Here is a 25,063-nt window from a genome sequence, read left to right as displayed (position 1 = left end):
AAGTTTCAATATTTAAGGTAATCGAATGTCTCAAGATACACTTAGTTCAGATAAACCCAAGATTCAACTCAAAGAGTACGATGCTAGCTCCATCACTGTTTTAGAAGGACTTCAGGCTGTTCGAGAACGCCCTGGTATGTATATTGGTGATACAGGTGTCAATGGTCTTCATCATCTTGTCTATGAAGTAATAGACAATTGTATAGATGAAGCAATGGCTGGTTACTGTACAGCTATCGACGTTGTTTTACATAAAGATAATTCTATTAGTATTGAAGACGATGGACGAGGGATTCCAGTTGAACGCCATGAGAATGAGTCTCGCAAGCAAGGAAGAGAAGTGTCTGCCATAGAAGTTGTTATGACTATTCTGCATGCCGGGGGTAAGTTTGATAAAGATACTTATAAGGTTTCAGGAGGCTTGCATGGCGTCGGTGTTTCTTGTGTGAATGCTCTTTCAAAAAAAATGATTGTGCAAGTTTGTAAAAATGGCCTTATGCACGAAATTGAATTTTCTCAAGGGAAGGTTGTTAAACCAGTTCAAGTAATTGGAGAAACGACAAAACGAGGAACCAAAGTTTGGTTTTGGCCTGATCCTGAAGTGATGACAACAATTGACTTCGACTATGACATTTTAGCTAAGCGATTCAGAGAATTAGCTTTTTTGAATAAAGGAATTAATATTTTTTTTAGAGATGAAAAACATGCTGAAAAAGAAGATGTCAATTTTTGCTATCAAGGGGGGTTAAGCTCATTTGTTTCTTACCTCAATGAAAATAAAGAACCTCTTTTTTCTAATCCTATTTATTTTCATGGGGTAAAGCCTGGAGATGATGCTCCGATTGAATTTGAAGTTGCAATGCAATGGAATGATGGATATTCCGAAACCATTTTTTCTTATGTAAATAATATTCCAACAAGGCAAGGTGGGTCCCATTTAACTGGTTTTTCTACAGCTCTTACCCGTGTTTTGAATAATTACATTAAAAATCATAACCTTTTGAAGTCGGATAAAATCTCCATTAACGGAGAAGATATGAGAGAGGGATTGACAGCTGTAATTTCTGTCAAGGTCGCTAATCCTCAATTTGAAGGACAAACAAAACAAAGACTTGGTAATAGTGATGTAGGTTCTGTTGTCCAGCAAATTGTCGGAGAAGAGTTAGCGATATTTCTCGATGAAAATCCTTCCATGGCTAAATTAATTACTGATAAAGCTATCATAGCGGCGCAGGCACGTGAAGCTGCTCGCAAAGCAAGGGAATTAACTTTACGTAAATCGGCTTTGGATAGTGCGCGACTTCCTGGAAAATTGACTGACTGCCAAGAAAAAAATCCAGCTCTTTGTGAAATTTATATTGTTGAGGGGGATTCTGCGGGTGGTTCTGCTAAATCTGGAAGAGATAGGCGTTTTCAAGCAATCTTACCGATTCGAGGAAAAATTCTAAATGTTGAAAAAGCACGTTTAGAAAAAGTATTACAAAATACTGAAGTAGGAACCATGGTGGCTGCTCTTGGTTGCGGGATTGGGAAAGACGGCTTTAATCTGGAAAAACTTCGTTATCATAAAGTCATTATCATGACGGATGCGGATGTGGACGGATCTCACATTCGTACACTCCTTTTAACTTTTTTTTATCGTCATATGCCGGCGTTGGTAGAAAACAATTTTATTTATATTGCTCAACCTCCTCTTTATCGTGTGTCCCGTAAAAAAACGAGTCGTTACATACACTCGGAAAGAGAAATGGATGATTATTTACTAGAGCTTGGATTAAGCGATATACAAATAAAGCTAGCTTCCCGAGAAAATATTTTAAGTCTGGAAGAAACTAAAAAACTAGTTTCTACAATTTTGGCTGTTGAGATTTTTATAGATCGCATAGAAAAAAAAGGAATTCCTTTTAGAGAATTTTTAGCTTTAAAAAATGAGAACGGTCTACTTCCTCGTTTTCAAATGAATTTAATGGAGGGAGCTCGTTTTGCTTATTCAGAAGATGAATTTGTAGCTTTGAGACAGTCTGAAGAAGAGAGTCAGCGTCAACGACATCAAGAAACGCTAGCTTCCATTCCAGCAGATGAAATTACTCCTGAAATGCGTACTTTTAAACCTAGTCGACTTCATTTTATTGAGCTTTATGAAGAAGGTGGAATTGAAGAAATTCAAGAACCTTTACAAGAATATGGACTGGATTTTAGTTACTACATGTGTGCAAATGGAGTGATCTTGGACATTGTGGAAGAAGGGGGAAAAACTTACACTTATTACACACTACGCGAAGTCATTGATTTTTTGCGAAATAATGGACGTAAGGGAATTGAAATTCAGCGTTACAAAGGTCTTGGTGAGATGAATGCGGACCAGCTTTGGGAAACCACGATGGATCCTGTTAAGAGAACTCTCATTAAAGTGACGTTACCGGATGTAATTGCAGCCGATCACATGTTTACGATGTTAATGGGAGAAGATGTTCCTCCCCGACGTGCTTTTATTGAACAACATGCTCTGTCAGTTAAAAATTTAGATGTTTAATCGTGAATCAGTTCACTTTCTTTTAGTCACAAAACTTGTTGATGCGAGTGATAAAGGAATTTTGCAACTGGCCTAAATAGAGGTTATATGTCCTACACTAAAGACGAAGTCATCGTTTCTCGAAACGTAGAAGATGAAATGAAAGATAGCTATTTACGCTATTCAATGTCAGTCATCATTTCTCGCGCTCTTCCGGATGCACGTGATGGTTTAAAACCCTCTCAGCGTCGAATTCTCTATGCTATGCGACAACTTAATCTAGGTCCTAATGGAAAGCATAGAAAATGTGCCAAAATTTCGGGTGACACGTCGGGTGACTACCATCCACATGGAGAAATGGTCATTTACCCAACTCTCGTTAGAATGGCTCAGAAGTGGATTATGCGATACAATTTGGTAGATGGACAAGGAAACTTCGGTTCTGTTGATGGAGATCCTCCGGCTGCGATGCGTTATACTGAAGCTCGTTTGACAACAGCAGCTGTCCAACTGATGGACGACTTGGATAAAGACACTGTTGAAATGGTTCCTAACTATGATGAGACTAAGAAAGAACCTACTGTTTTTCCTTCTAAATTTCCTAATCTTCTTTGCAACGGTTCATCTGGAATTGCGGTGGGGATGGCTACGAATATTCCTCCTCACAATTTAAATGAGTTAATCAAAGCAACTTTACTCTTGTTAGAAAATCCTACAACTTCAATTGATGACATTATGAAGGTGATGCCCGGCCCAGATTTTCCAACAGGAGGGATGATTTGCGGTTATCGGGGGATTAAAGAAGCTTTCCATACAGGAAGGGGAAAGCTCATTTTAAGAGGAGTCATTCGAGTTGAGGAAAACGAAGATAATCCGGATCGTTCTCGTTTAGCCATCGATGAAATTCCCTACAATGTAAATAAATCCCGTTTAATCGAACACATTGCAGAACTCATCAATAATAAAACGATTACAGGGATTTCAGATTTACGCGATGAGTCCGATAAAGATGGAATGCGTATTGTTATCGAATTAAAGCGTGGAGAAGTTCCAGAAGTTATCATCAATCAGCTTTATAAGTTTAGTGATTTGCAAATTACCTTTGGATGCAACATGCTTGCATTAGATAAAGGTTTACCTCGTACCATGAATGTTAAACAGCTAATTTCTGTTTGGATTGAACATCGCATTGATGTGGTACGTCGACGTACTCGATTTGAGCTTAATAAAGCAGAAGCGCGAGCTCATATTCTAGAAGGATATTTAAAAGCAATTGATCATTTAGATGAAGTTGTTCGTCTGATTCGTGCAAGTAGTAATCGGGATGAGGCTCGCATTGAATTAATAAAACAATTTGAATTCACTGAACGTCAAGCCAATGCAATTTTAGATTTAAGACTATATCAATTAACTGGGCTTGAAAGAGATAAAATTAATGATGAATATCAAGAATTGTTAAAAAAGATTGATTATTTACGAGCCGTTTTAGCAAGCGAAGCAATGGTTAAAGAGATTATTCGTGAGGAGCTATTAGATATTCAAAAGCATCATAAATCTGAGAGACAGACACAAATCATTGCGGCAGAAACTGAAGTCAATATGGAAGACTTGATCGCAAATGAGCCTGTGATTATTACAATTTCTCAAGATGATTATATTAAGCGTATGCCTGTCAATACATTTCGTGAGCAACGAAGAGGTGGCCAGGGTGTGACAGGAATGCAGCTCAAGCGAGAAGAAGATGTGATTAAGGGTCTATACGTTGCAACAACGCACGATTATTTGCTTATTTTCACTAATCTAGGTCGTTGTTATTGGTTAAAAGTATGGCAAATTCCAGAAACGGGACGCAAATCCAAAGGAAAACCTCTTATTAATCTTTTAGAAGATATTCGCCCGGAAGAAAAAATTGCGACTATTCAACGCGTCTCTTCTTTTGAAGAAGAAGCGTGCATTTTGATGGCTACTAAGCGTGCTGTTGTTAAAAAATCGCTTCTCAATGAATTTAGCAACCCCAGAAGAAAAGGGATTTGGGCTCTTGACATTGATGAAGGAGACGAACTTGTTGCCGCTCGCCTTGTTAAACCTGAGCAGCAAGTAATGCTTTTTACTCATCAGGGGATGGCAGTCCGTTTTGAAGAAAGCAACGTTCGCCCAATGGGAAGAACAGCACGCGGAGTCAAAGGGGCAACCTTACGTGGTGAAAATGATTATATCGTAGGATGTGAAGTTGTTAACGGTGATGAGTCTATCTTAGTCGTCTGTGAAAATGGCTTCGGTAAACGTTCTCAGGTAGATGATTTCCGCCAAACAAATCGAGGTGGTGTAGGAGTTCGCTCTATTATTACAAGTGAACGTAATGGGAAGGTAATCGGAGCTCTCTGTGTCACAGATGAAGATGGCATGGTTATGATGTCTGCAACCGGGCAAACAGTTCGTATTAATATGAATGATCTTCGGGTCATGGGGCGCAATACGCAAGGCGTCAAATTAGCAAATTTAAAAGAGAATGATTATCTTGTCGCTATTCAGAAATTACAAGGTAGTGAAAATCAAAGTGAAGAGTTATTAGCTTCAGATACAATTGAACTTAACGAAAACAACGTTTCTTTTGAATCACCAGAAATTAAAATGTCAGTAAAGCCCAGCTCAGAAGAAATTACTGATCAATCGGAATAGACATGCCTTCAACGAAATTTAAGGGGTATTTTATCACAATCGAAGGAGGAGAGGGATCTGGTAAATCGACCCTTCTCAACCAATTAGGAGACTATTTTCGGAATAAAGGGTTTGAAGTCATTCAAACACGTGAACCTGGAGGAACAAAGCTTGGTGAATCAATTCGACATTTGTTGTTGAATCATGAGGATAGCATCTCTATTGGACACCAAGCAGAATTATTATTATTTTTGGCTGCAAGAGCTCAACATATTGAAGAGTTAATTCAACCAGCGCTTAAAGCTGGAAAAATTGTGCTTTGTGATCGTTTTAATGATTCTACGATTGCTTATCAAGGAGCAGCACGAGGATTAAATGCTAAAAAAATACAAGAGTTTTGCCAACTTGTTTGCGCAGAAATACTTCCTAATTGGACATTATTTCTAGATGTGTCTCCAGAGATTGGCTTAGCACGTACTCAAAAAATTCAAAAAGTTCATGCGCAAATGGGGCAATTAGATCGCATCGAATCCGAAAAAATTGAATTTCACGAACGTGTTCGTCAGGCTTTTTTATCTCTTGTCCAGCAAGAACCTCAGCGAATATATCGTATTGATGCTAATGAAAGTCAATCAAAAGTTTTACAAAAAGCGCTTGAATTTTTAGAAGAGCAGTGGTCTGACTCGGAGTTGAAAACTTGAACAAATTTCCCTCTTCTTTTTCTTTTCTCGTTGGTAATGATCCTATTAAAATTTATCTGCAAAGAATGCTTATAAAAAAAGCTATCGGAAATTCTTTACTTTTTGCTGGACCAAATGGCGTTGGGAAAGGGCTGTTTGCCTATGCATTGGCGAGTCAATTAATCTGTGAACAAGAAGAAAAAAATAAGTATAAAATAGAAAATGGGTTGCATCCTGATATTCATATTTATCGTCCTGAAGGAAAGTTAGGCCTACATGGTATTCAATCGCTTAGAGAATTAAGTGAAGAAGTTCACTTACCTCCTTATGAAGCCTCTTGGAAGATTTTTATTATTCATGATGCTGAACGCATGTTGAGTGTTAGTGCTAACACGCTATTAAAAACTTTTGAAGAGCCTCCACCAAAAACGGTGATCATTCTACTAAGTCAATCACAAGCAGCGCTTTTACCAACAATTGTCTCTCGTTGTCGAACCCTTCATTTTCAACCAATTCATGCAAGTGAAATTGAAAAAGTATTAGTCGAACGAATGTATTTAGAAACTGAATTTGCTCAAAACATAGCAAGCTTATCACAAGGATCTTTAGGAAGAGCTGTTCAATTGATTCAAAAAAAAGGGGATGAAAGTCGTATTTTTCTATTGAATACACTTTCCCAGTTGCCTTTAACGAGTTATAAAGAATTTACTCAAATTGTTGGAGAATTGGTGGCACAAATTGAACTTTCTAAAAAACTCTTTGAAGAAAAAGCCAAAGAGGAATTTCTAAAGTTATTTAGTGAGCAATTATCCACAGCGCATCAACAACATCTTGAAAAAGAAATCGAGGGAAGGTGCACGCAGATTTTTCTACAAGACGTAGAATCTTTATTTGATCAACTTTTCGCTTGGTATCGGGATTTGCATCTCTTACAACTGACTCAAAACAAATCATTGTTAATTCACAGCGATTATGCTGAAAGCATTGAGCAGATATTACAAAGAGGAAATCTTTTACCCTTAGAAATAGTTCAAAAAAGTATTGAAGAAGCCCGTCTATCACTTCAACGTTCGACATCTTTAAATATTTGCCTAGAAAATTTATTTTTAAAATTGGCTTGGATTTAAAACCTTTGACCTTTTTTCCATCATTTCATACCTAGAGAAAGTTTTTAAGTTAAAAGTTTGATTATAGAACTTTAATGTTTTTTGTTAAAATTTATTTTAAATTAGAAAAATGAACATTAATATTACCTTTGTAGATGGAGTATAATTCTAGGGAAACTGATTATTTTTAATGCTCTCCTAGCTACTGTGATGGCTTTGTCCAAACGGTTTTTCACGGATAGAGATTTACGAGATTATCGTACTTTTAATAGTTTTTTAAAACAAACTGGATAATATAGCTGTATTGAAATGAAAAATTTCCTCTGCAGAAGAAGTTCCAACTGGATATAAAATTTTTTCCGATGTTGGGTTAAAGAAACTTGTTGTCAAAGTTTCTGGTTATCAGATAACAGAGTATTGTATTCATAAATGCCACAAACACCGGTCTTATACCTATTACATTACATGGTTATGGTTTCAGAGGGCCAATTTGGAAAAATGTCGGCGCCGATTTCAATAAAAATTTATAGCAAAAAAATAATTAAACGAAGAAATTAAAGTTGAAATTTGATATGGGTTTTCAAAAGCTCCGTATACTTCGCGAAGCTAAAAAATCCATATCAAAGGTGAACAATGAAAACCTATTTCATCTATCCAATCAAATCATCGACTTTTTTATTATTTTGGATAAGTCTATTTCTTAATCAATATTTGAGTGCTTCAACATCTGCGCTTGAGACAAACCACCCTTTATTAGACTCCAAATCCTATCTTGAGCAAGAAGAGCCTTTCAATTTAACGATCACTGCCGATCATTCCACTTTTGTAAAAACGGGTCAGGTCATTAATTTTACTTTTGTTGTATCAACAACTTCACCTACTTTGACTTTCAAAGATGTCAACGTCACTTGTCAGTTGTTGGGGTGGGTTGTTCTGCTTGACCAAAAGACAGTTAGCCTTAACCAATCAGCAACAGGTTCTGGTCTCTATCTTGCCTCGGCAGAGGATATCAACCAACAAAAAATTGTCATCACTGCACTAGCGGTAGGTTCTACAGAGTCGGGTGAAACATTTACTGCGTCGGCTTCTCTCACTTTACCCTATCTTCCGCTTAATTTGACAAAGGAGGCTAGTCCTATGCTATTTTCTACTATTGACGAGAAAATCACTTATACTTATCAAGTCACAAATTTAGGAGATGAGAACTTTCAATCCGTTGAAATTGAAGACGATAAATTAGGAACTATGAAAATCGCCGCACTCTTAGAAGCAGGTAAATTAGCGACTTTAACGCAAACTTATCATGTGACTCAATCAGATTTAGATGTTGGAGAAATCGTTAATGTTGCCCGAGCATCGGGTAAAAATCAATTTGAGGATGAAGTATTTTCTAACAACGTGACATGCGTTGTCAATGCTCAAAAAAAGTTTGATTTTGCATTAGCTAAGACAGCTGTTCCGGCAGTTATCAGCAACAAAGGAGAGATTATTAATTATCGATATGATTTAACCAATCAGGGAAATGTGACCCTTGAAAATATTGTAATTGAAGACGATAAAATCTCATTTGTCAATCTTCCTGCTACAACATTACTCCCTAGACAATCTTTGACAACTACTGCCTCTTATGTAGTCACTGAAAGTGATATTTTGCAAGGAAGCATTACGAATACGACAATTGCTAGAGGAACTAATATGCGTTTAAACTCGATTCAATCTAATTTAGCAACAACGACTGTGATGGTTGATGAAACTCAGACAATATTACCACCTAGAGATTTACGAGGTTATCGAACTTCTAATCAATTTATCAATCAAACGGATTATATTGACGTGTTGCAATGGCAAATTCCCTCTGGAGGAGAAGTTCCAACTGGATATAAAATTTTTTCCGATGTTGGGTTAAAGAAACTTGTTGCCAAAGTTTCTGGTTATCATATAACAGAGTATCGTATTTATAATCGCCACAAACATCGGTCTTATACTTATTACATGGTCTCCGAGGACCAATTTGGAAAAATGTCGGCGCCGATTTCAATAAAAATTTATAGCAAAAAATAATTAAACGAAGAAATTAAAGGTGAAATTTGATATGGGTTTTCAAAAGTTCGTATGTTTTGCTAAGTTAAAACATCTATATCAAAGGTGAACAATGAAAACCTATTTCATCTATCCAACCAAATCATTAACATTTTTATTATTTTGGATAAGTCTATTTCTTAATCAATATTTGAGTGCTTCAACATCTGCAATTGAGGGAAAGCACCCTTTATTAGACTCCAAATTCTACCTTGAGCAAGAAGAGCCTTTTATTTTAACGATTAATGCTGATATCCCTTCTTTTGTAAAAGTGGGCCAAGTAATTGAGTATACATTTATTGTATCTACGACATCATCAACACAAACGTATACAAATGTCACTGTAAGTTGTCCATTGTTGGAAGGAGACATTCTTCTTGACCAAACAACAGTCAAAATAGATCAACCCGCAACAGGAATGGGCGAATACGTCGTGACACAATATGATATTGATCTAAAAGAAATTGTTTGTGGTGCAATAGCAGGGGGGGACATAAGTAATGATAATACAGCGGTTGCAAACTCTTCAATCACTTTGCCATTTCTTCCTCTTAATTTGACAAAGAAAGCTAACCCTACGCTATTTTCTGCAGTTGGTGAGCTAATCACTTATACTTATCAAGTAACTAATTTAGGAGATGAAGAGATTGAATCTATAAAAATTGAGGATAATAAAATTCCCTTTGTCAGTCTTCCTAGCACGACATTATTCCCTAATCAATCGTTGACAACTACAGCCTCTTATGTAGTCACTGAAAGTGATATTTTGCAAGGAAGTATTACGAACACAGCCATTGCCCAGGGAATTAATTTGAACTTAAATTTGGTCAATTCTAATGAAGTATCAGCAACTGTGACGGTCAATCAAAACCAAGCAATTTTACCGCCAAGAAGTTTACATGGTTATCGAACTTCTAATCGATTTGTTAATCAAACGGATTATATTGACGTGTTACAATGGAAACTTCCTTTAAGTGGCGAAAGTCCTATTGGATATAAAATTTTTTCTGACGAAAATCTGAAAAAATTGGTCGCGAAAATTCCTTATAATACCACTGAGTATTATATTCATAATCGCCGTAAACAGAGTTCTTATACCTATTATATTGTTTCCGTCGATCAGTTTGGAAGGGTGTCGTTACCTATTTCAGTAAAGATAAAACCTTAAAATTAGTTGATTGATGCCTAAATTAATTGGTAAAACATAAAAAATATGTCGTTAGGTAGAATTAGGAATTTTTTTCCTCGTTGAAATTCAGTATTTATGCTGATATTTTGATAGAATCAACTTTTGAAAATAGTGATTGATTCATAACCTGAATAATCCTTTGGGTTATGATCTTTAAATTGATTCTTCAGAGGAATTTTGTGATAATAGATCAACGGTTTTTGAAGTCAGGAGCTATCGCAAGTCTGAGTCCAGATTTGATTTTGTTGGCTTTTGGCTCTCGGCAATCATATGCTTCTTCTAAAGATTTGGATCTGACTGTGCCGGCTTTCTATTATCCCGATTTTTTTTTGAAGACTTCTTTTCCTTGGCTTCAATTTTCTGATTGGAAAATAATTGAAACTAAATACTTAATCAACCTTTTGAATCCACCCGCTATTTTACGGTCGGAATGGATGATTGAAAATCAATTCTTATTTCAAGAAAACTTCTATCAATTAAAGCAATTATTTGAACAAAAACAATTAGAAAAAGCCGTTCCCTATATTTTTGCCCACTCTCATACAAAGATGACACTAAATCAATTAAAAACATCTCTTAAAAAAGCATTAGAACAGCTCTCTATATCATCCGTTTATTTATATGGATGTTGGGATAGCGAAAAAGGTATCTTAGGTCTAACTCCGGAAATATTATTTGAATGGAATAACCAAAATACCCATTTAGTCAAAACAATGGCTTTGGCAGGGACGAAAAAATTGGAAAATGCAAATCCTTTTTCATTAGATAGAAAAGAGTTGTTTGAACATCAGGTAGTTGTTGAAGGAATTTGTGAAAGTTTAGCATCGCTTGGGAAGGTTTCTATAGGACAGCGACAGCTTTTACAACTTCCTATATTAACTCATTTAATGACCCCTATTGAAATGTCTCTATATCAACCGACTTCTTTTGAAGTTCTAGTTAGAGCTTTGCATCCAACACCTGCTCTTGGAGCTTTTCCGAGACAAAAAGGAGAGGAGTGGTTGTGCCACTATCAAAATCAATTGGATCGAAATTCGTTTGGAGCGCCAGTCGGGCTCAGTTTTCCAGAAAAAGGGATTAAAAATTGTTATGTTGCTATACGCAATGTCCAATGGAATGATCAAGGAATGAAAATAGGAGCTGGTTGTGGTGTGGTATCAGAAAGTCAGTTAGATCAAGAGTGGGAGGAACTTTGTTTAAAATTACAAGCTGTTAAAAATGGATTGGATTTATGAATCATGAGTTGGCTTTACACGTTATTGAACAAGCCCTTCAATATGGAATCAAAGAATTTTGTGTAGCGCCCGGGGCTCGTAATGCAGCTTTCGTTTATCTTTTAGCGCAAATTCCAACTATTAAAGTTTATTATTGGAGTGAGGAAAGATCAGCGGCATTTTTCGCTGTGGGTCGAATTAAAGCTACTCATCAACCTATTGCTGTCGTGACAACTTCAGGAACAGCTGTTGCAGAGCTCCTTCCAGCAACCATTGAAGCGTATTATACAAGCCTACCTTTACTGTTGATCACAGCTGATCGTCCAAGGCGATTTCGATTGTCTGGAGCACCTCAATCCATTGAGCAAGTAGGAATTTTTAGTTGTTATACAATTTTAGAGAAAGACTTAGCAGAAAATGAGTTTTTTCAACTTGATCAATGGTCAGGTAGAGGCCCTTGTCATTTAAATGTCTGTTTTGAAGAACCCTCCAAAAATGATAACCAGGAATGTGCTCGAAGTTTTTCGATGGGAATTTTTACTCCAAAACCTATTTTGTGTGATAGTCATTTACTCGATGAATTTATTCAAAAGTGTCAGTTTCCATTGGTGATTGTTGGAGCTTTAAATCAAAATGAAACAACACCCATTCTCTCGTTTTTACGCCATTTAAAAGCACCAGTGTATTTAGAGGCGCAATCAGGTTTAAGAGAAAACTCTTTGTTAGAAAATTTGAGAATTGAATCGGTGGAAGATGTCTGGAATTGTTCGAGTCAGCATGGTTATCCTATTGATGGAATTCTTCGGATTGGAGGAATTCCAACAGCGAGATTATGGAGAGATTTGGAAGAGACAAATAACGTGAAGGTTTGCTCTATTAGTGAAAATCCGTTTGCTGGATTAACGAACGGAAATATTATTCATACCTCTTTAAGAGAATTTTTTAAAAACTATAGACTCAGTTTTAAACCTATTTATTCTTTTCAAGCTTGGAAAGATGCTAATCGATCGTATCAATTGGAATTATTGAAACTTTTTGAAGAAGAGCCGCTTGCTGAGCTAAGCCTTTTTCATTTACTATCTAAAAAAATTCCGGAAGAATCGAAAATTTATGTAGGTAATAGCCTTCCGATTCGAGAATGGGATCAAGCTGCAGACTGGACAAATAAGCACTTCCAAGTTTTTGCTAATCGAGGTGCCAATGGAATTGAGGGACAGTTATCAACATTTCTTGGATTAGCAAGTCCTGAGCAAAACAATTGGGCAATTTTGGGAGATTTAACCACTCTTTATGACATGATTGCCCCTTGGGTGATCCACCAAATTCAGCCACTAAAAGTGAATGTTGTGGTTGTCAATAATAGTGGTGGACAAATTTTTGCACCTAAATTTGCTCATCTGTCCTTTCTTAACTCCCATCAATTAAATTTTAAAGCTTTCGCAGATTTTTGGGGTTGGGAATACGATTGTTGGCATGAAATTCCTACAACTATTCTTGGTAGTCAAACAAGTCGATTAATTGAACTTGTCCCTGATCCCTCTGCTACAGATCGATTAAGAAAGAAAATGCAGAGGATGTAATGGGGAATCTTCCTTATATTTTATGGGCAATTCCCGGCTTTTTAGGCCTCCCATCGGATTGGGACCTGTTTAAATTTACACAAATAAAAAAAATCGATGTGAACTCTTTTTCGTGTACAGATTTATCGAGTTGGGCAGAGCATTTTAATGCATTTGTTAAAAAACAACCTCCTCATTTTCCTATTTTGCTCGGTTATTCGATGGGGGGAAGATTGGGATTACATGCGTTGTGTCAAGATCCAGATTTATGGAAAGGAGGGATTCTGATTTCTACCCATCCAGGTTTATCTCAAGAAAACGAAAAAGAAGAACGGTTGGATCAGGATGGAAAATGGGCCGGTCTTTTTGAAACTGAAGAATGGGAATCTTTAATAAAGCAATGGAATGCACAAGATATATTTGCGAAAGACCTCATTTTTTATCGTTCCCATAATGATTATCAGCGGTCGAATCTAGCTATGCACCTAAGAAATTTTTCATTAGGGAAACAAGAAGATTTAAAAGAAAAAATAGGCCTACTTCCTTTTCCCATTTTATGGATGACTGGTGAGAAAGATAAAAAATTTTCTCAATTAGGCCAACAGCTTTATTTTAAACATCCGTTATCTTTCCACTTATCTGTTAAAGGAGCGGGGCATAGAGTTCCTTGGCTCTGTCCTGATATCTTTAAATCGCAGTTATCAATTTTTATTGAAGCATTGACAATTTGATTTTATTCATAAGTTTTAATCAATTGTTTTGTAAGTAGAAAATTTCTTTCCATTTTCCTGAGCGATCAAGTGCAGAAAAAAATTGAAGAAGGCAAAGATGAAGGAAATAGTGATGAGTAGCCAAATTATTTGCTGCAATACCTCAATTTATCCAAATAAATAACCTGTATTTTTGGTTTTTAGGCAGCCATTAACAATAGACGCTGTTGTTCTGATAATCTTATAAATGGCTGTTTAGATTATTGAGTATAAATGGAAAATCCCGGCTAAAAGTTTAATTAAAAAATTTCCGGTATTTCTGTGGCATCTCTGTTCAATTTGAGAAATATTTTTTAATTGATCATTTACCGTTTCAACTACAGCTAGTTTTCCAAGAAGAATTTTGTCTGTCAACTTCATCACCTTCTGTTTCCTATTCAAACTTATGGTCGTCAATAGTTCAAGACTTTGTTTTAAAAGCTTCTTTGCAAGTTCTGCCGAAGTATATCCCTTATCATCAAATAGCTTCCTAAAAATTCCTTTCGATAAGGTTTCGACCACAGCTACATCAGAAACATTTCCAATCTCATTGATAATTAGTTGTAATTTAAATCCGAAAAAAACCGTCTTGAGGTTATTTTCCCTCTCTTTACCAAACCTTTGAAGACCTTATTCCTCTCAATGCGTTTGTTTATGATGGCAAACATCTATTGCTGTAGAATCAATAAAAACATTCTTTAAAAGCAATTCCTGTTATTTCGCCTCTTATGCCTAGAAGGTAAGCAAATAAAAGAATAAAGAGATTCTTCTTTAAATAAACAAAGCGACTATAGCTCATTAAGCTTGGAAATTTTTTGTCTAAGTACTTACAACCTATTCATAGAAGGACTTAAATATTCAATAATGCGATTGATAAAATAAAATAATAATCCTCATTTAAACATTGTTTGTTAAAAATAAATATTTGAGAAAGAAATTTTAAAAATTGATAATCATATTCAGCAGCAGCTTTCTTTACAGCCTTTATCTAGACAGCAGGTGGCAGCTAAAAATAGAGGCTTATCAATAGAGAATTAAATTTTAGTTCTTTAGTTTATATTGTCCATTTTTGTTCGCCTTAAAATGCAATCAGAAGTTCTAGCCATACACCTTAATAACTTTACAGCAACTATTTAAATAACAAATAAGGAAATATGGACTTGTCAATTTAAATTACACCTCATTTAATAGTGATAGCTATTATTGAAGTGTTTCGATTGTTTTGTAACAACCGTTTCAATTAAATCGCAATACTCGATAGCTTCCATCAAAAATAACTTCATGACCTAGCTCAGCAAGAGCTAGTCTTCCTCTTTTGTTTAATGGATTACCGTAAAAATAAAACGTACTCAGAGTAGTATTGGAAGTAAGAGCCTGGGCAAGCGCTTCGGCTCCACTATCGCTGATTTGATTATTTTCAAGATAAAGTATCCTCAGAGCAGTATTGGAAGTAAGAGCCTGAGCAAGTGCTTCGGCTCCACTATTGCTTATTTGGTTATTACTGAGATCAATTGTTTTAAGAGCAGTATTGGAAGCAAGAGCCTGAGCAATTGCTTCTGCTCCCTCATCGCTTATTTGGTTATTTCCGAGATGGAGGTGCCAGAGAGCGGTATTGAAAGCAAAAGCCTGAGCAATTGCTTTTGCTCCCTTATCGCTTATTTGGTTATTTCTGAGATCGAGTATATTAAGAGCAGTATTGAAAGCAAGTCCATTAGCAATGACTTCCGTTCCCTCATCGCTTATTCTTTTGTCAAAAAAGTTAAGTATGGTGAGGTTCGAATTATTCATATAAAGTTTAAATAATCGTATATGGTCAATTTCTAAAGTTTTTATTTCTCTTAAAGTTTTGCTCACTACTTCTTTTTTGATTGTTTCTAAATCTAACGCCGGACATTTTGTGAAATTTCCTCTGACATAGGGAGCAAATGCTTTGAAAAAAAGCATTTTTAACTGGGGATTTTTATCTGCTTTTAGGGTATGCAAAAGAGGGGCATCTAACTGAATCGAGACAAGCGTCTCACACCGCGTGAGTTGCAATTCTTGTAATTTGGCAAACTGCAAATAGGTCGGTGTGAGGGGAAAGCGTGATTTTTCAAAAGCACGCAGTTGGGCGCAGCGGTTTAAATAAAGCTGTTTGAGGTTAGGACAGCTCTTTTCAATTTCTTGAATGATTTCTTCTTTAATAAGCGGGCAACCGCTTAAATTTAAATCATCAAGTTCAACGTGCAAGAAAGGTTTTAACGTAATGTGATCTAAAACAGCGCAGTTCATCAAAGTCACTTTTCTGGGTCGAAACTTTTTATTTTTCATTAAAAAAATTAGGGCATTTAAAACGAGGCTTTGCCGCTCTCGATCGAGAGTTTTCCCTTTGGCCATGCGTTTAAAATCTGCTTCAATCCATTCCCCCTCTTTGTTTTCGCCAAACAGAACATGGGAAGTGCACCGACTTAAGGTAAAAGCAAAAAGCTCGCTCTGGGCTTTCTCGGGAGAGTATTCTTCGCGCTGTTGAATTTCTTCAAACGTTGGGGGCTTCCCAAAGCTGGCTGCGTCGGCTTGGGCGGAAGTGAGAGAAATGTCTACCTGACGATTGATCGCTTGTTGCAGCCTTTGTTTGGGATTTAAGCTGCTTGCGTTAGCTTGCCTATATTTAGAGTAAACCCAGCGGTCTAAAGTTTGCTTTTGACTTCCCCGTAAGTTGACGAGATAGTGTAAAAGATCGAGAGGGATGAGATCCTTTTTGTCTTTTAAGGCTTGGTTCAAGCAGTCTTGCAAATGGTAAAATTGAATAAGTAGATTCGTCAACGTCCCGCTGCGTAAAAGAAGCGTTCCTTTAAAGCGATCTTTACGATCTTCCTCATATAAATTTTTTTCCTCTTCGGTGGTAAAAAGGTGAAGAGTGCGATAAGTCTCGTCTTTTTTGATTAAGTCTTCGAGCCAACTATTGAGGATGAGGTTAGGCTCTAAACGAAGAAAAGCCTGCAACACTTCAGGATCTAGGTGGTAGTTAGAAGGTAAGCAAAAAAGAGCTGAGGAAAAATGGACCTTATGTCCGACGAAGTGGTGGATGACGGGTTCTACAAAAGAAATATCGTTATCCACGCAGAAAATGCGTTGCGTCTCTTCTTCGACGACATAGTTCGAGAAGCGACCATCCCCAGGACGTGTCAATAAGGCAACAAGGCAAGCCCAGGTCAGTTGCTTGATTTCTAGCTGGTCAACGTTTTCTAACGTTTGCCCTTGAATTGTTTTTGAAATTAAGACGGGATACATCCGTTTTTTTCCTTTTACTTCGACCTCAAAGCGTGCCAGCTCAGTTGGAGGACTTAAGTGCCCCGCAATTCGTGCCGTCAGCGCATGGATGGCATATTCCAGCAGAGGATGCGTCGGTTTTTGTTTAAAATGCAGCTGGTAGCCGCCATAGGAGGCACTCGCAACGGGGTGAGCGCTATTTTTGTATTGACGTTTGAGATTGCCTGTTTCTTCTAAAATTTGCTCGCTTACTGCTTGTCTAAGATACCGGGCGTCAGGCACTGTTGGACAGCGGATTTTTACTTGAAAAGGACCGTCCGGTTGGTCGCTTGTCATCGCGAGAATCGCTTGTTGAAATTGCTCTTCTTCCAAGCGCTGGCTTTGTCTAACTCCGCTTGGATTAGGGATAGAGGCAAGATGAGCGCTTAACGCAGCCAAGTTTCCCTCCTCTGCATAACTATTCAAAACATTAAGATAGATTTCTCTTAGAGGTTCTGTAAATGTCATCTGGGAAAGCCTTTGATAGTAAACTTCATGCCAATGCCAAGCCTGATCAAACGCATTAGCTCGCTGTCTGGAAACTAGATGATGCACGAAATGAGCGATCCAGGGCTTTAGATTTTCTATTTTATCGGGGTGTAGCTCCTCTTCGTAATAAGCCTCTTGAAGTAGATCGATTTGCTGAAAATGAGAGCCCAGATCGGAAATACAATGCTTTAATTTGCGGTAAAGAGGGCGCAGCACAAGCCAATAAATTTTTACAAGGATTCCTTTTTCACTACCAAAATCTCCTATGCTAACTTCTTCTTTTTGTTCCTCATAAATAAAATGCAGACCCACTCTTTTTAGGTAAATGGCAGCGGCCGCTTCTTGCAATAAGAAGCCACTTTCAGCCGTTAGAATTTCTTTTTTTACAAGTGCGTCGATGAGATCGAGTGTATTGGATTCTTCCATGCCGAAATAAAGAGATAAATCATTTAAAAGATGATGGAGTAGCTCCATATAGCTCTTTTTTAGATCGATGAATTTTTCTTTAAAGGGTTGACACCAAATCTCTTCATAGGTCTGCAGTCTATCTGTCAGCATCTGTAGCGCCTGGCTCTTGCGCCTGATTTCTCTTGCTTGTGGCAACTCTTCATCGAGATAGGTGCGCATTTTCGTTTGGTAGAGGTCAAAGAGCGTAGGGGTATTTTGATGTAAAGAAATTGTCTTACGCAGCGTATTACTAGGCGAATTAGAGGAATAGTCCTCCATTTTTTGCATCCGAGCCAATCTATCGGGCGTGTTAATAAGGTCGATGACAACAGCTGGATTACCGCCAGAATCGATATGCAAACCGGAGCGGTGTTTAGCTGCGATGCAAGTAAAAACGGGCAAACCTTGTGCTGGATCTTCTCCTAAGCCTATTATCTGTAGTTCTAACAGGCGGGCCAATTTCACAAAGTAAGTTCGATGCTCAATCCTTTCAATGAGAATGCACCATTCCAAGTCTGAGCGGGGACAAACCTCTTCTTTTGCCAAAGATCCCATCGCCCGTAAATTATATAAGCAAGGAGGATCTCCTAAAATGGCAAAGGCATCCTCGATTAAAGCGTGCAGAAAAATGATCAAACGCGTAGAAACTTTTCTTTGAAAAGCACGTACCTCTTCTATTGTGAACTTTTGCGGATCAATCGTCTGATAGAGCGTATGAAAATCTTCGCGATAAGTATCTAGTTCTTTTCGATATCTAGCCGTGACAAAACAATTAGTGGGAAGAGAGTCACTTTCTAAGTAATGACGCATCGTTTCATGCAGAGTACGCAGCCCACTTGTCTCTATCCGTTCTGGTCCCCGTGTTATTAACGTATGCGAGACAACTGCATGCACTTGTTTATAGAATAATTTAATAAAAGCATACTTTTCACTCGTACAGCAGATAGGTTCAAAGCGCGTTTCGAGATTTGTGACGAGTTGCACGACTTGCTGGCTATCATTTTTCCCCACCGCTTGTTCTAAACGCTGCTTAAAAATGCCAAGAGACGTTGAAGCGGCTTTAAAAAGGCGCGAAGCTAAATATTGGAGATCTGAGGAATCCTTCGAGATAATCTGAGCTTTTCCTACATAGTGAATGGCATCGATGAAATATTTAATTTGTTTATTCTCTTGCTTCTCTTCTTTTCCTTTTTTATAGTGCCACTTGGCCAGTTCGATAGCCAGCAGCTGTTGGTGTTGTGTAAAACAAGAGCTTGATGTCATATAGAGTAGTAAACGTAAACTCTCTTCTATCTCTTGAGGAGCATTTATAACAGGGATGAGCGTGCAGAGGCAGTCAAAAGCCTTTTCAAGCACTTCTTTTTCTACATGAAGCGGTAAATAGGCCATGAAAACATTAAACTGCTCGATGGCTTGGGAATATTTTTTCTTTGTGATAGTCGCCGCAATCGCATCGAGGCTATCTAAGTATCGAAATTTCGATGGCTGCTCACTAAACGATAGGGGTGAGAGAGAATAAGTGCTTTGCATGAATTGACTATCCTTTGGTTTTTATAAAGAAATTTGAGCTGAAAGAACAATATCAAAAAAATACCCTGATTAATTTAAAATTTGAAAAATTTACTATGAAAATTTAACCACAAAGTGAAAAAACTTAGATCGCTAGAATTTCGTTTAATTGTTAAAACTTGTGAATCTAGCCTATTAATCGATCAACCCAAAATTCTATCAAGCTAAAAAATAGAAATTTTATTCAATATTTTACTTTTCAATTTCATTTTGTGACAAACCTTCTGAAATTCCTTCGCAGATAAGAGATGGCTCTTTCAACTTCCCACCTCTACTTTTAACTGAAACACTTTTTTCAATTACCCATCTGGGCTTTTTACGCCTATACATATACATCCAGGGATAAATTTTACCCTTTAATAACTTGTCTTTTAAGTGCTCAGTATCATCACATCACCCTTCTTCAAAAACTGGGAAAAACTCTAGCTAATTTCTAGTATTATCTACACGCTTTCCACCTTAACAGTTAATGTTAATTTTCAATTTCTTTTTCAGTAATCATATTTGATTGAATTTTTTCAACTAATCATACAAATTGTTTAAGAGCTTACGTAAACTATGGATTTAGGCTAACACAATTTCTTCCCGATTTTTATTAAACGCTTGCTGAGCTTGAGCAAATAATTTTTGAGCTCCTTCATTAAAGATTAGAAGCTTTATTCTTTTTGTGATTCAAATACACGCCCACTTTCAGATACTAATAATTAAATATCAAATAGTTGCGCTCTTAACTTGTCCACACTCGGAAATATAAGCATAAAATTATCATTAATCTTCTTTAAAAATTCTCGATTGGCTTCTTCTAGTATCTAGAACATTTTTGTCCCAGCTTGCGCAACTGAATAAACTGTCAAACTTTAAATTGGTTATTGACCTGATTATAAATCCTAAAAATTTACTTCCGACTAAGACAAATGTTTTATTTTACTCATGAGAAAATCTTCAACAAAATTTTTTTAACACACTTAAAAAAGCGGTACTTGTACGTAAAATACAAGTGCTATATTGGCTGATAAATTTATTGCTTTTTCTAGGCAAATAGCAGCCAAGCAAGTTTTTCAGCTGCATTATTATAAATGCGTTAGGGAAGAAAATGCCTTTTTTTATCGATTTTTCAATTAGACTAAATTTAATTATGTTTATTTTATCTTTTTTGATTCTATGTAAACAGGATAATATTAAAATTTAGTTATATAAACTCAGATTGTTTAGTTGTTATTTTATAAAATAATATATTAACATTTTTAAAATATATAAAATTACTTTTAATTTTATATTGGAAAACAAATTCAAGTATTTTGTGTATAAATACATAAAATGATATAGATCTTTTCAATCACAGATAATTCCATAGGAATTGTAATTTCATTTTTAGCACTTTAAGGATATGAGGGGATATGTTAGCGACAGTAAATTGGGAAAAAGTTAAAACTTATCAGGATATTAGGTTAGAAAAAACAGAAGATGGAATAGCAAAAATTACTATTAATAGACCTGAGGTGCGAAATGCTTTTCGTCCTGAAACGGTTCAAGAAATGCAAGAAGCTTTTGATATCTGTCGTAATGACTCAACGATTGGCGTGATTATATTGACGGGAGAAGGGCCTCACGCATTTTGTTCAGGAGGTGATCAAAGAGTTCGTGCAGAAGAAGGCTACATTGGACAAGACGGTGTTCCACGTTTAAATGTCTTAGACTTGCAAAAACAAATTCGCTCTTTGCCAAAACCTATCATTGCCATGGTGGCTGGTTATGCAATTGGAGGTGGGCATGTCTTACACATCGTTTGTGATTTAACAATTGCAGCAAATAATGCACGTTTTGGGCAAGTTGGGCCAAAAGTTGGATCATTTGACGGTGGATTGGGAAGCAGTTATTTAGCTCGTATTGTAGGGCAAAAAAAAGCGCGAGAAATTTGGTATTTATGCCGTCAATATGATGCTAAAGAAGCTTTAGAAATGGGACTTGTCAACTGTGTTGTCCCTTTAGAGCAGCTTGAAAAAGAGACTTTAAAATGGTGTCGTGAAATTTTACAGCATTCTCCCTTAGCTCTTCGTTGTTTAAAAGCTTGTTTGAATGCTGATTGTGATGGACAAGTAGGTCTTCTTGACTTAGCAGGTAATGCGACCATGCTTTATTACATGACTGAAGAAGCTCAAGAAGGAAAACAAGCATTTTTAGAAAAACGGAAGCCTAATTTTAATCAATTTCCTCGGTTACCTTAAAAAAGATAAAGGTGTTTCTAATGATTGATCAATTGACAAGGCTAAAGCCATGGATGTTGGCAAGCAGGCCAAGAACTTTACCGATTTGTTTAGCGCCTATCATGGTAGGAACTTTTTTGGCGTTTGCTATTGTGCAGAGAATCGACTGGTTTTTAGCAACTTCCTCATTTTTAAGTGTACTATTCTTACAAATTGGAACGAATTTAGTCAATGATGCCCTTGATTTTCCAAAAGGAGCGGATACAAAAGAGCGTTTAGGGCCGAAAAGAATGACTCAAGCGGGATTACTGTCATTTAAACAAACTTTTAGAGGTGGATTGATATGTTTTGGAGTAGCCATCTTGATTGGTACTCCTTTAATGATAACGGGGGGATGGCCCTTTGCCGCTATTTTATTTTTTTCTACTCTGTGTGGTTATCTTTATACGGGAGGTCCCGTTCCATTAGCTTATTATGGCCTTGGGGAGCTTTTTATTTTTATTTTCTATGGACTCGTTGCCATTCCCTCTGCTTTTTATTTGCAAACAAAGTTTGTCAATCAAACAGTATTTATTGGTGCGATTCAAATGGGATTTTTAGCCATGATTCCTAATGCCGTGAATAACTTAAGAGATAGACAAAGCGATGCGAAAGTTGATAAAAAAACGCTTGCGGTTCGTTTTGGAACAACATTTGCATGTTGGGAAATTACTTTCTTTGCAATAATTCCTTTCATTGTCGGCATTGCTTGGTGGTTTGTTAACCAACCTTATTTAACACTATTTCCTTTAGGATCATCGCCCCTCGCTTTTCGATTAATCAAAACAATTTGGGAAACTAAACAAGGAACTTCTTATCAAGCTAGTTTTGCGCAAAGTATTTTGTTAATTTTTAGTTTTGGTTTATTGTTGGCCGTAGCTTGTTTGATGCGTATAGCCGAATGAACGTTGGAAATAATTTGTATGAAAATTGATTGGATAAGTTCCGAATCAAGAGTTTTTTTAAATCCCAGTTATGGCGTTGAAAAACAACAACTTTACTTAAAAATACTCAAGAAAACTAAAAATCTTGATAGTCACTTTTGGCTTTCTACGTCAGGTTCCACTAGCCAAAAATGGGTTGGTTTATCCAAAAAAGCAATTTTAGCTTCCGCTGAATCTGTGAATAAACATATTGAAGCCAAATTTTGTGATCGTTGGGTGACTGCCTTACCCGATTTTCATGTCGGAGGACTTGGAATTTGGGCTAGAGCCTTTTTGAGTGACTCTCAGGTTTTTGATTTTAAAACAATTCAAAATGGGAAGTGGGATCCTAAAATTTTCTGGAGTTTTGTAAGGGAAATGAAAGGAACTTTAACGGCTTTAGTCCCGACTCAAATTTATGACTTAGTGCAATTAGCTTTACCAGCTCCCAATAGTTTAAGGGCCGTTATAGTAGGAGGTGGTAGGTTGTTACCTGACTTATATAAGAAAGCTGTTGAATTAGGGTGGCCTTTAATGCCAAGTTATGGTTTGACAGAATGCTGTTCTCAAGTCGCGACAGCTACCCTTGGAAGCTGGCAGTTTTCCACTTATCCCTCTTTGCAAATTCTAACTCACATTAGTGTGAGAGAAAGAGATGGACATTTGGAATATAAAAGCCCTTCTTTGCTTACCTGTTATGCCTATTTTGAGCAAGATCAAATTTATTTACACGACCCAAAAGTTGAGGGGTGGTTTAGATGTGGGGATCTAGGCAATCTACAAGGGAATATATTGAATGTGAAAGGTCGCTCTGATCATTTGCTTAAAATTGGGGGGGAAAGTGTTGATTTGAGTCAATTAGAGGCTCATTTGGAATCAATTTTACTAAAAAATTCTTCTGCTGGAATGGCTGTTTTAGTGGCGGTACCAGATGAAAGATTAGGAAATATTTTATATTTAGCTGTTGAACAAAATAAGCGGGAGATATTAAAGCCATTAATAGGCCTTTATCAGCAAACAGTTCTTCCTTTTGAGCGGATTCGAAACGTTATTGCTGTTGAAAATATTCCCCGTTCACCTCTAGGAAAAATATTAAAAAGCGAGCTGATTAAATTAATAACTTTGAACGAATAAACAAATCCTCAAAAATATAATTCTAATTGGCTTTTAATTTCATTGGGGATTAGAAGTTTATCCTTACTTTGTCGATTACAAAATACGTGAATGGTTTTGACCATACAACAAAGTTGATCATTTTGAATAAATTCATAATGAACAGAAAAAGAGTTTTGTTTAATTTCTTCAATGCTTAGTTGAACTTGACACGAAAGTCCTGCTAATAAAGGAGCTTGGAAAGAAGCTTCAGCGTTTTTGATAGGGACAATCCAAGAGGGATTTTGAAACCATTGTGCCCATGAGCAACAAAGTGCTTGTACGACGAAGCTTTCAAAAACTTGATGAGCTAAAGTAAAGGTATGTCCAAAAAATAAAATCCCTGCGGCGTCTACATAATGAAAAGGAATGAAAATTTCTTGTTTAAAACTAACAGAGGGCATCTTTTCTCAACATGGAATATGTTTATATATCGTTTATTTCATGGGTTTAAAACCAGTAATGATCGTTGCAATACCTCCTGCTAATGAATAACGACCCGTATTAATGAATCCCGCTGTTTTTACAAGTTCTTCCAATTCACCTGGGGGAATGAAAGTATGGATGCTTTTTCTTAAATATTGATAAGCATTTTCATTGGCCGTTAGCCATTTTCCTAATAATGGAAGTAATGTTTTTAAATAAAGTTGATGCCCTATTTGAAGAAATTTATTTTCGGGTCGTGTTAATTCTAAAATCCCCAGGCAACCACCGGGCTTTAAAACTCGATAAGTTTCTTGAAGAGATTGAAGAGGGTGGTGAATATTACGAATTCCATAAGCCATCGTCGCACAATCCATTGTTTGATTCGAAAAAGGAAGGCGCTGAACATCTGCTAAAACGTATTGAAATGAATGAGGTGTTTTCCCAAAACTTTTTGCTTTTTCTTCAGCACAAGCTAACATTTCAGAAGAAAAATCAACTAAATAGGCTTGACAAGGGGCTGAAACTTGGTTGAGATAGCTAAAAGCTACATCTCCTGTCCCTGCACAAAGATCAAGCAAGGTATGAGAAGTTTGTTGGGATTGAACTTTCTTGACAAGTTCTAGATTCCATCGTCTATGAAGACAGAAGGAAAGAACAGCATTTGTCCGATCATACTGTTTAGCAATACTATTAAACATGATTTGGATCGTCTGAGGGCGATTTTTATTGTAGGTCGACATGAAAATAGCCTCGTATTTAAAAAATCTAGGAAACAATCAT

16 protein-coding genes and 1 pseudogene are annotated in these 25,063 nt (G+C 36.7%); 12 read left to right on the top strand and 5 right to left on the bottom strand.

The window, feature by feature from the left end:
• The first annotated feature begins 25 nt into the window (after window positions 1–25).
• The 9 genes from gyrB (at window position 26) to PC_RS05140 (ending at window position 13,728) form a co-directional block, all read left to right on the top strand.
• Entirely contained in the window at window positions 26–2,533 is a 2,508-nt protein-coding gene (gene gyrB, locus PC_RS05180; RefSeq protein WP_011175625.1) for a DNA topoisomerase (ATP-hydrolyzing) subunit B, read from the top strand.
• An 87-nt stretch (window positions 2,534–2,620) separates the two neighbouring features.
• Window positions 2,621–5,191, top strand: coding sequence for a DNA topoisomerase (ATP-hydrolyzing) subunit A (gene gyrA / locus PC_RS05175; RefSeq protein WP_011175624.1), 2,571 nt, complete (start codon window positions 2,621–2,623; stop codon window positions 5,189–5,191).
• A 2-nt stretch (window positions 5,192–5,193) separates the two neighbouring features.
• On the top strand, window positions 5,194–5,871 hold the full coding sequence (gene tmk / locus PC_RS05170) for a dTMP kinase (protein WP_011175623.1): 678 nt from the start codon (window positions 5,194–5,196) through the stop codon (window positions 5,869–5,871).
• Complete coding sequence (locus PC_RS05165) at window positions 5,868–6,977, top strand: DNA polymerase III subunit delta' (protein ID WP_011175622.1); 1,110 nt, start codon at window positions 5,868–5,870, stop codon at window positions 6,975–6,977. Before tmk ends, PC_RS05165 begins: the two co-directional genes overlap by 4 nt.
• 612 nt (window positions 6,978–7,589) lie before the next feature.
• The gene (locus PC_RS05160; protein ID WP_011175621.1) at window positions 7,590–9,017 is read left to right on the top strand and encodes a DUF7507 domain-containing protein; all 1,428 of its coding nucleotides are present in this window, start codon (window positions 7,590–7,592) and stop codon (window positions 9,015–9,017) included.
• 91 nt (window positions 9,018–9,108) lie between these two features.
• Complete coding sequence (locus PC_RS05155) at window positions 9,109–10,203, top strand: DUF7507 domain-containing protein (protein WP_011175620.1); 1,095 nt, start codon at window positions 9,109–9,111, stop codon at window positions 10,201–10,203.
• A gap of 200 nt (window positions 10,204–10,403) precedes the next feature.
• Window positions 10,404–11,459 (top strand): chorismate-binding protein, encoded by a 1,056-nt coding sequence (locus PC_RS05150; RefSeq protein ID WP_011175619.1) that lies wholly within the window; start codon window positions 10,404–10,406, stop codon window positions 11,457–11,459.
• Window positions 11,456–13,018: a 2-succinyl-5-enolpyruvyl-6-hydroxy-3-cyclohexene-1-carboxylic-acid synthase gene (menD, locus tag PC_RS05145; protein ID WP_011175618.1), complete on the top strand. Its 1,563-nt coding sequence runs from the start codon at window positions 11,456–11,458 to the stop codon at window positions 13,016–13,018. Before PC_RS05150 ends, menD begins: the two co-directional genes overlap by 4 nt.
• Window positions 13,018–13,728: an alpha/beta fold hydrolase gene (locus tag PC_RS05140; protein ID WP_011175617.1), complete on the top strand. Its 711-nt coding sequence runs from the start codon at window positions 13,018–13,020 to the stop codon at window positions 13,726–13,728. The genes menD and PC_RS05140 overlap by 1 nt, the downstream gene beginning before the upstream one ends.
• Window positions 13,729–13,907: 179 nt before the next feature.
• On the opposite strand, the pseudogene PC_RS11225 reads toward PC_RS05140, so the two are convergent.
• The 3 genes and pseudogenes from PC_RS11225 to PC_RS11220 all read right to left on the bottom strand — a co-directional run.
• Window positions 13,908–14,643, bottom strand: a pseudogene (locus tag PC_RS11225) (IS982 family transposase); the annotation flags it as partial.
• A gap of 339 nt (window positions 14,644–14,982) precedes the next feature.
• Window positions 14,983–19,500 carry a leucine-rich repeat domain-containing protein gene (locus PC_RS05130; RefSeq protein ID WP_011175615.1) on the bottom strand — a complete coding sequence of 1,506 codons (4,518 nt, stop codon included), beginning with the start codon at window positions 19,498–19,500 and terminating at the stop codon, window positions 14,983–14,985.
• Between the two features lie 231 nt (window positions 19,501–19,731).
• Window positions 19,732–19,869 carry a hypothetical protein gene (locus PC_RS11220; protein ID WP_181679063.1) on the bottom strand — a complete coding sequence of 46 codons (138 nt, stop codon included), beginning with the start codon at window positions 19,867–19,869 and terminating at the stop codon, window positions 19,732–19,734.
• Window positions 19,870–20,936: 1,067 nt separating this feature from the next.
• On the opposite strand from PC_RS11220, the gene menB reads away from it, so the two are divergent.
• The 3 genes from menB to PC_RS05115 are packed head-to-tail and all read left to right on the top strand — an operon-like array spanning window position 20,937 to window position 23,839.
• Entirely contained in the window at window positions 20,937–21,764 is an 828-nt protein-coding gene (menB, locus tag PC_RS05125; RefSeq protein WP_011175614.1) for a 1,4-dihydroxy-2-naphthoyl-CoA synthase, read from the top strand.
• Window positions 21,765–21,784: 20 nt separating this feature from the next.
• The gene (gene menA / locus PC_RS05120; protein WP_011175613.1) at window positions 21,785–22,687 is read left to right on the top strand and encodes a 1,4-dihydroxy-2-naphthoate octaprenyltransferase; all 903 of its coding nucleotides are present in this window, start codon (window positions 21,785–21,787) and stop codon (window positions 22,685–22,687) included.
• Between the two features lie 18 nt (window positions 22,688–22,705).
• Window positions 22,706–23,839 carry an AMP-binding protein gene (locus PC_RS05115; RefSeq protein ID WP_011175612.1) on the top strand — a complete coding sequence of 378 codons (1,134 nt, stop codon included), beginning with the start codon at window positions 22,706–22,708 and terminating at the stop codon, window positions 23,837–23,839.
• 8 nt (window positions 23,840–23,847) lie between these two features.
• Here PC_RS05115 and PC_RS05110 read toward each other — a convergent pair whose 3' ends face one another.
• Both PC_RS05110 and ubiE read right to left on the bottom strand, forming a co-directional pair.
• A complete protein-coding gene (locus PC_RS05110; protein ID WP_011175611.1) occupies window positions 23,848–24,261 on the bottom strand; it encodes an acyl-CoA thioesterase in 414 nt (137 codons plus the stop codon).
• 33 nt (window positions 24,262–24,294) lie between these two features.
• Window positions 24,295–25,023, bottom strand: coding sequence for a bifunctional demethylmenaquinone methyltransferase/2-methoxy-6-polyprenyl-1,4-benzoquinol methylase UbiE (gene ubiE, locus PC_RS05105; RefSeq protein ID WP_011175610.1), 729 nt, complete (start codon window positions 25,021–25,023; stop codon window positions 24,295–24,297).
• Window positions 25,024–25,063: the final 40 nt, after the last annotated feature.

Source organism: Candidatus Protochlamydia amoebophila UWE25, assembly GCF_000011565.2.
Classification (GTDB): Bacteria; Chlamydiota; Chlamydiia; order Chlamydiales; family Parachlamydiaceae; genus Protochlamydia; species Protochlamydia amoebophila.
This window is presented reverse-complemented; position numbering and strand designations above follow the sequence as displayed.

Excerpts from the sequence above, each read along its gene's own strand:
- gyrB (WP_011175625.1), top strand. The coding sequence starts at position 26 with ATGTCTCAAGATACACTTAGTTCAGATAAACCCAAGATTCAACTCAAA.
- gyrA (WP_011175624.1), top strand. The coding sequence starts at position 2,621 with ATGTCCTACACTAAAGACGAAGTCATCGTTTCTCGAAACGTAGAAGAT.
- tmk (WP_011175623.1), top strand. The coding sequence starts at position 5,194 with ATGCCTTCAACGAAATTTAAGGGGTATTTTATCACAATCGAAGGAGGA.
- PC_RS05160 (WP_011175621.1), top strand. The coding sequence starts at position 7,590 with ATGAAAACCTATTTCATCTATCCAATCAAATCATCGACTTTTTTATTA.
- PC_RS05155 (WP_011175620.1), top strand. The coding sequence starts at position 9,109 with ATGAAAACCTATTTCATCTATCCAACCAAATCATTAACATTTTTATTA.
- menD (WP_011175618.1), top strand. The coding sequence starts at position 11,456 with ATGAATCATGAGTTGGCTTTACACGTTATTGAACAAGCCCTTCAATAT.
- PC_RS05140 (WP_011175617.1), top strand. The coding sequence starts at position 13,018 with ATGGGGAATCTTCCTTATATTTTATGGGCAATTCCCGGCTTTTTAGGC.
- PC_RS05130 (WP_011175615.1), bottom strand. The coding sequence starts at position 19,500 with ATGCAAAGCACTTATTCTCTCTCACCCCTATCGTTTAGTGAGCAGCCA.
- PC_RS11220 (WP_181679063.1), bottom strand. The coding sequence starts at position 19,869 with ATGTATAGGCGTAAAAAGCCCAGATGGGTAATTGAAAAAAGTGTTTCA.
- menB (WP_011175614.1), top strand. The coding sequence starts at position 20,937 with ATGTTAGCGACAGTAAATTGGGAAAAAGTTAAAACTTATCAGGATATT.
- menA (WP_011175613.1), top strand. The coding sequence starts at position 21,785 with ATGATTGATCAATTGACAAGGCTAAAGCCATGGATGTTGGCAAGCAGG.
- PC_RS05115 (WP_011175612.1), top strand. The coding sequence starts at position 22,706 with ATGAAAATTGATTGGATAAGTTCCGAATCAAGAGTTTTTTTAAATCCC.
- PC_RS05110 (WP_011175611.1), bottom strand. The coding sequence starts at position 24,261 with ATGCCCTCTGTTAGTTTTAAACAAGAAATTTTCATTCCTTTTCATTAT.
- ubiE (WP_011175610.1), bottom strand. The coding sequence starts at position 25,023 with ATGTCGACCTACAATAAAAATCGCCCTCAGACGATCCAAATCATGTTT.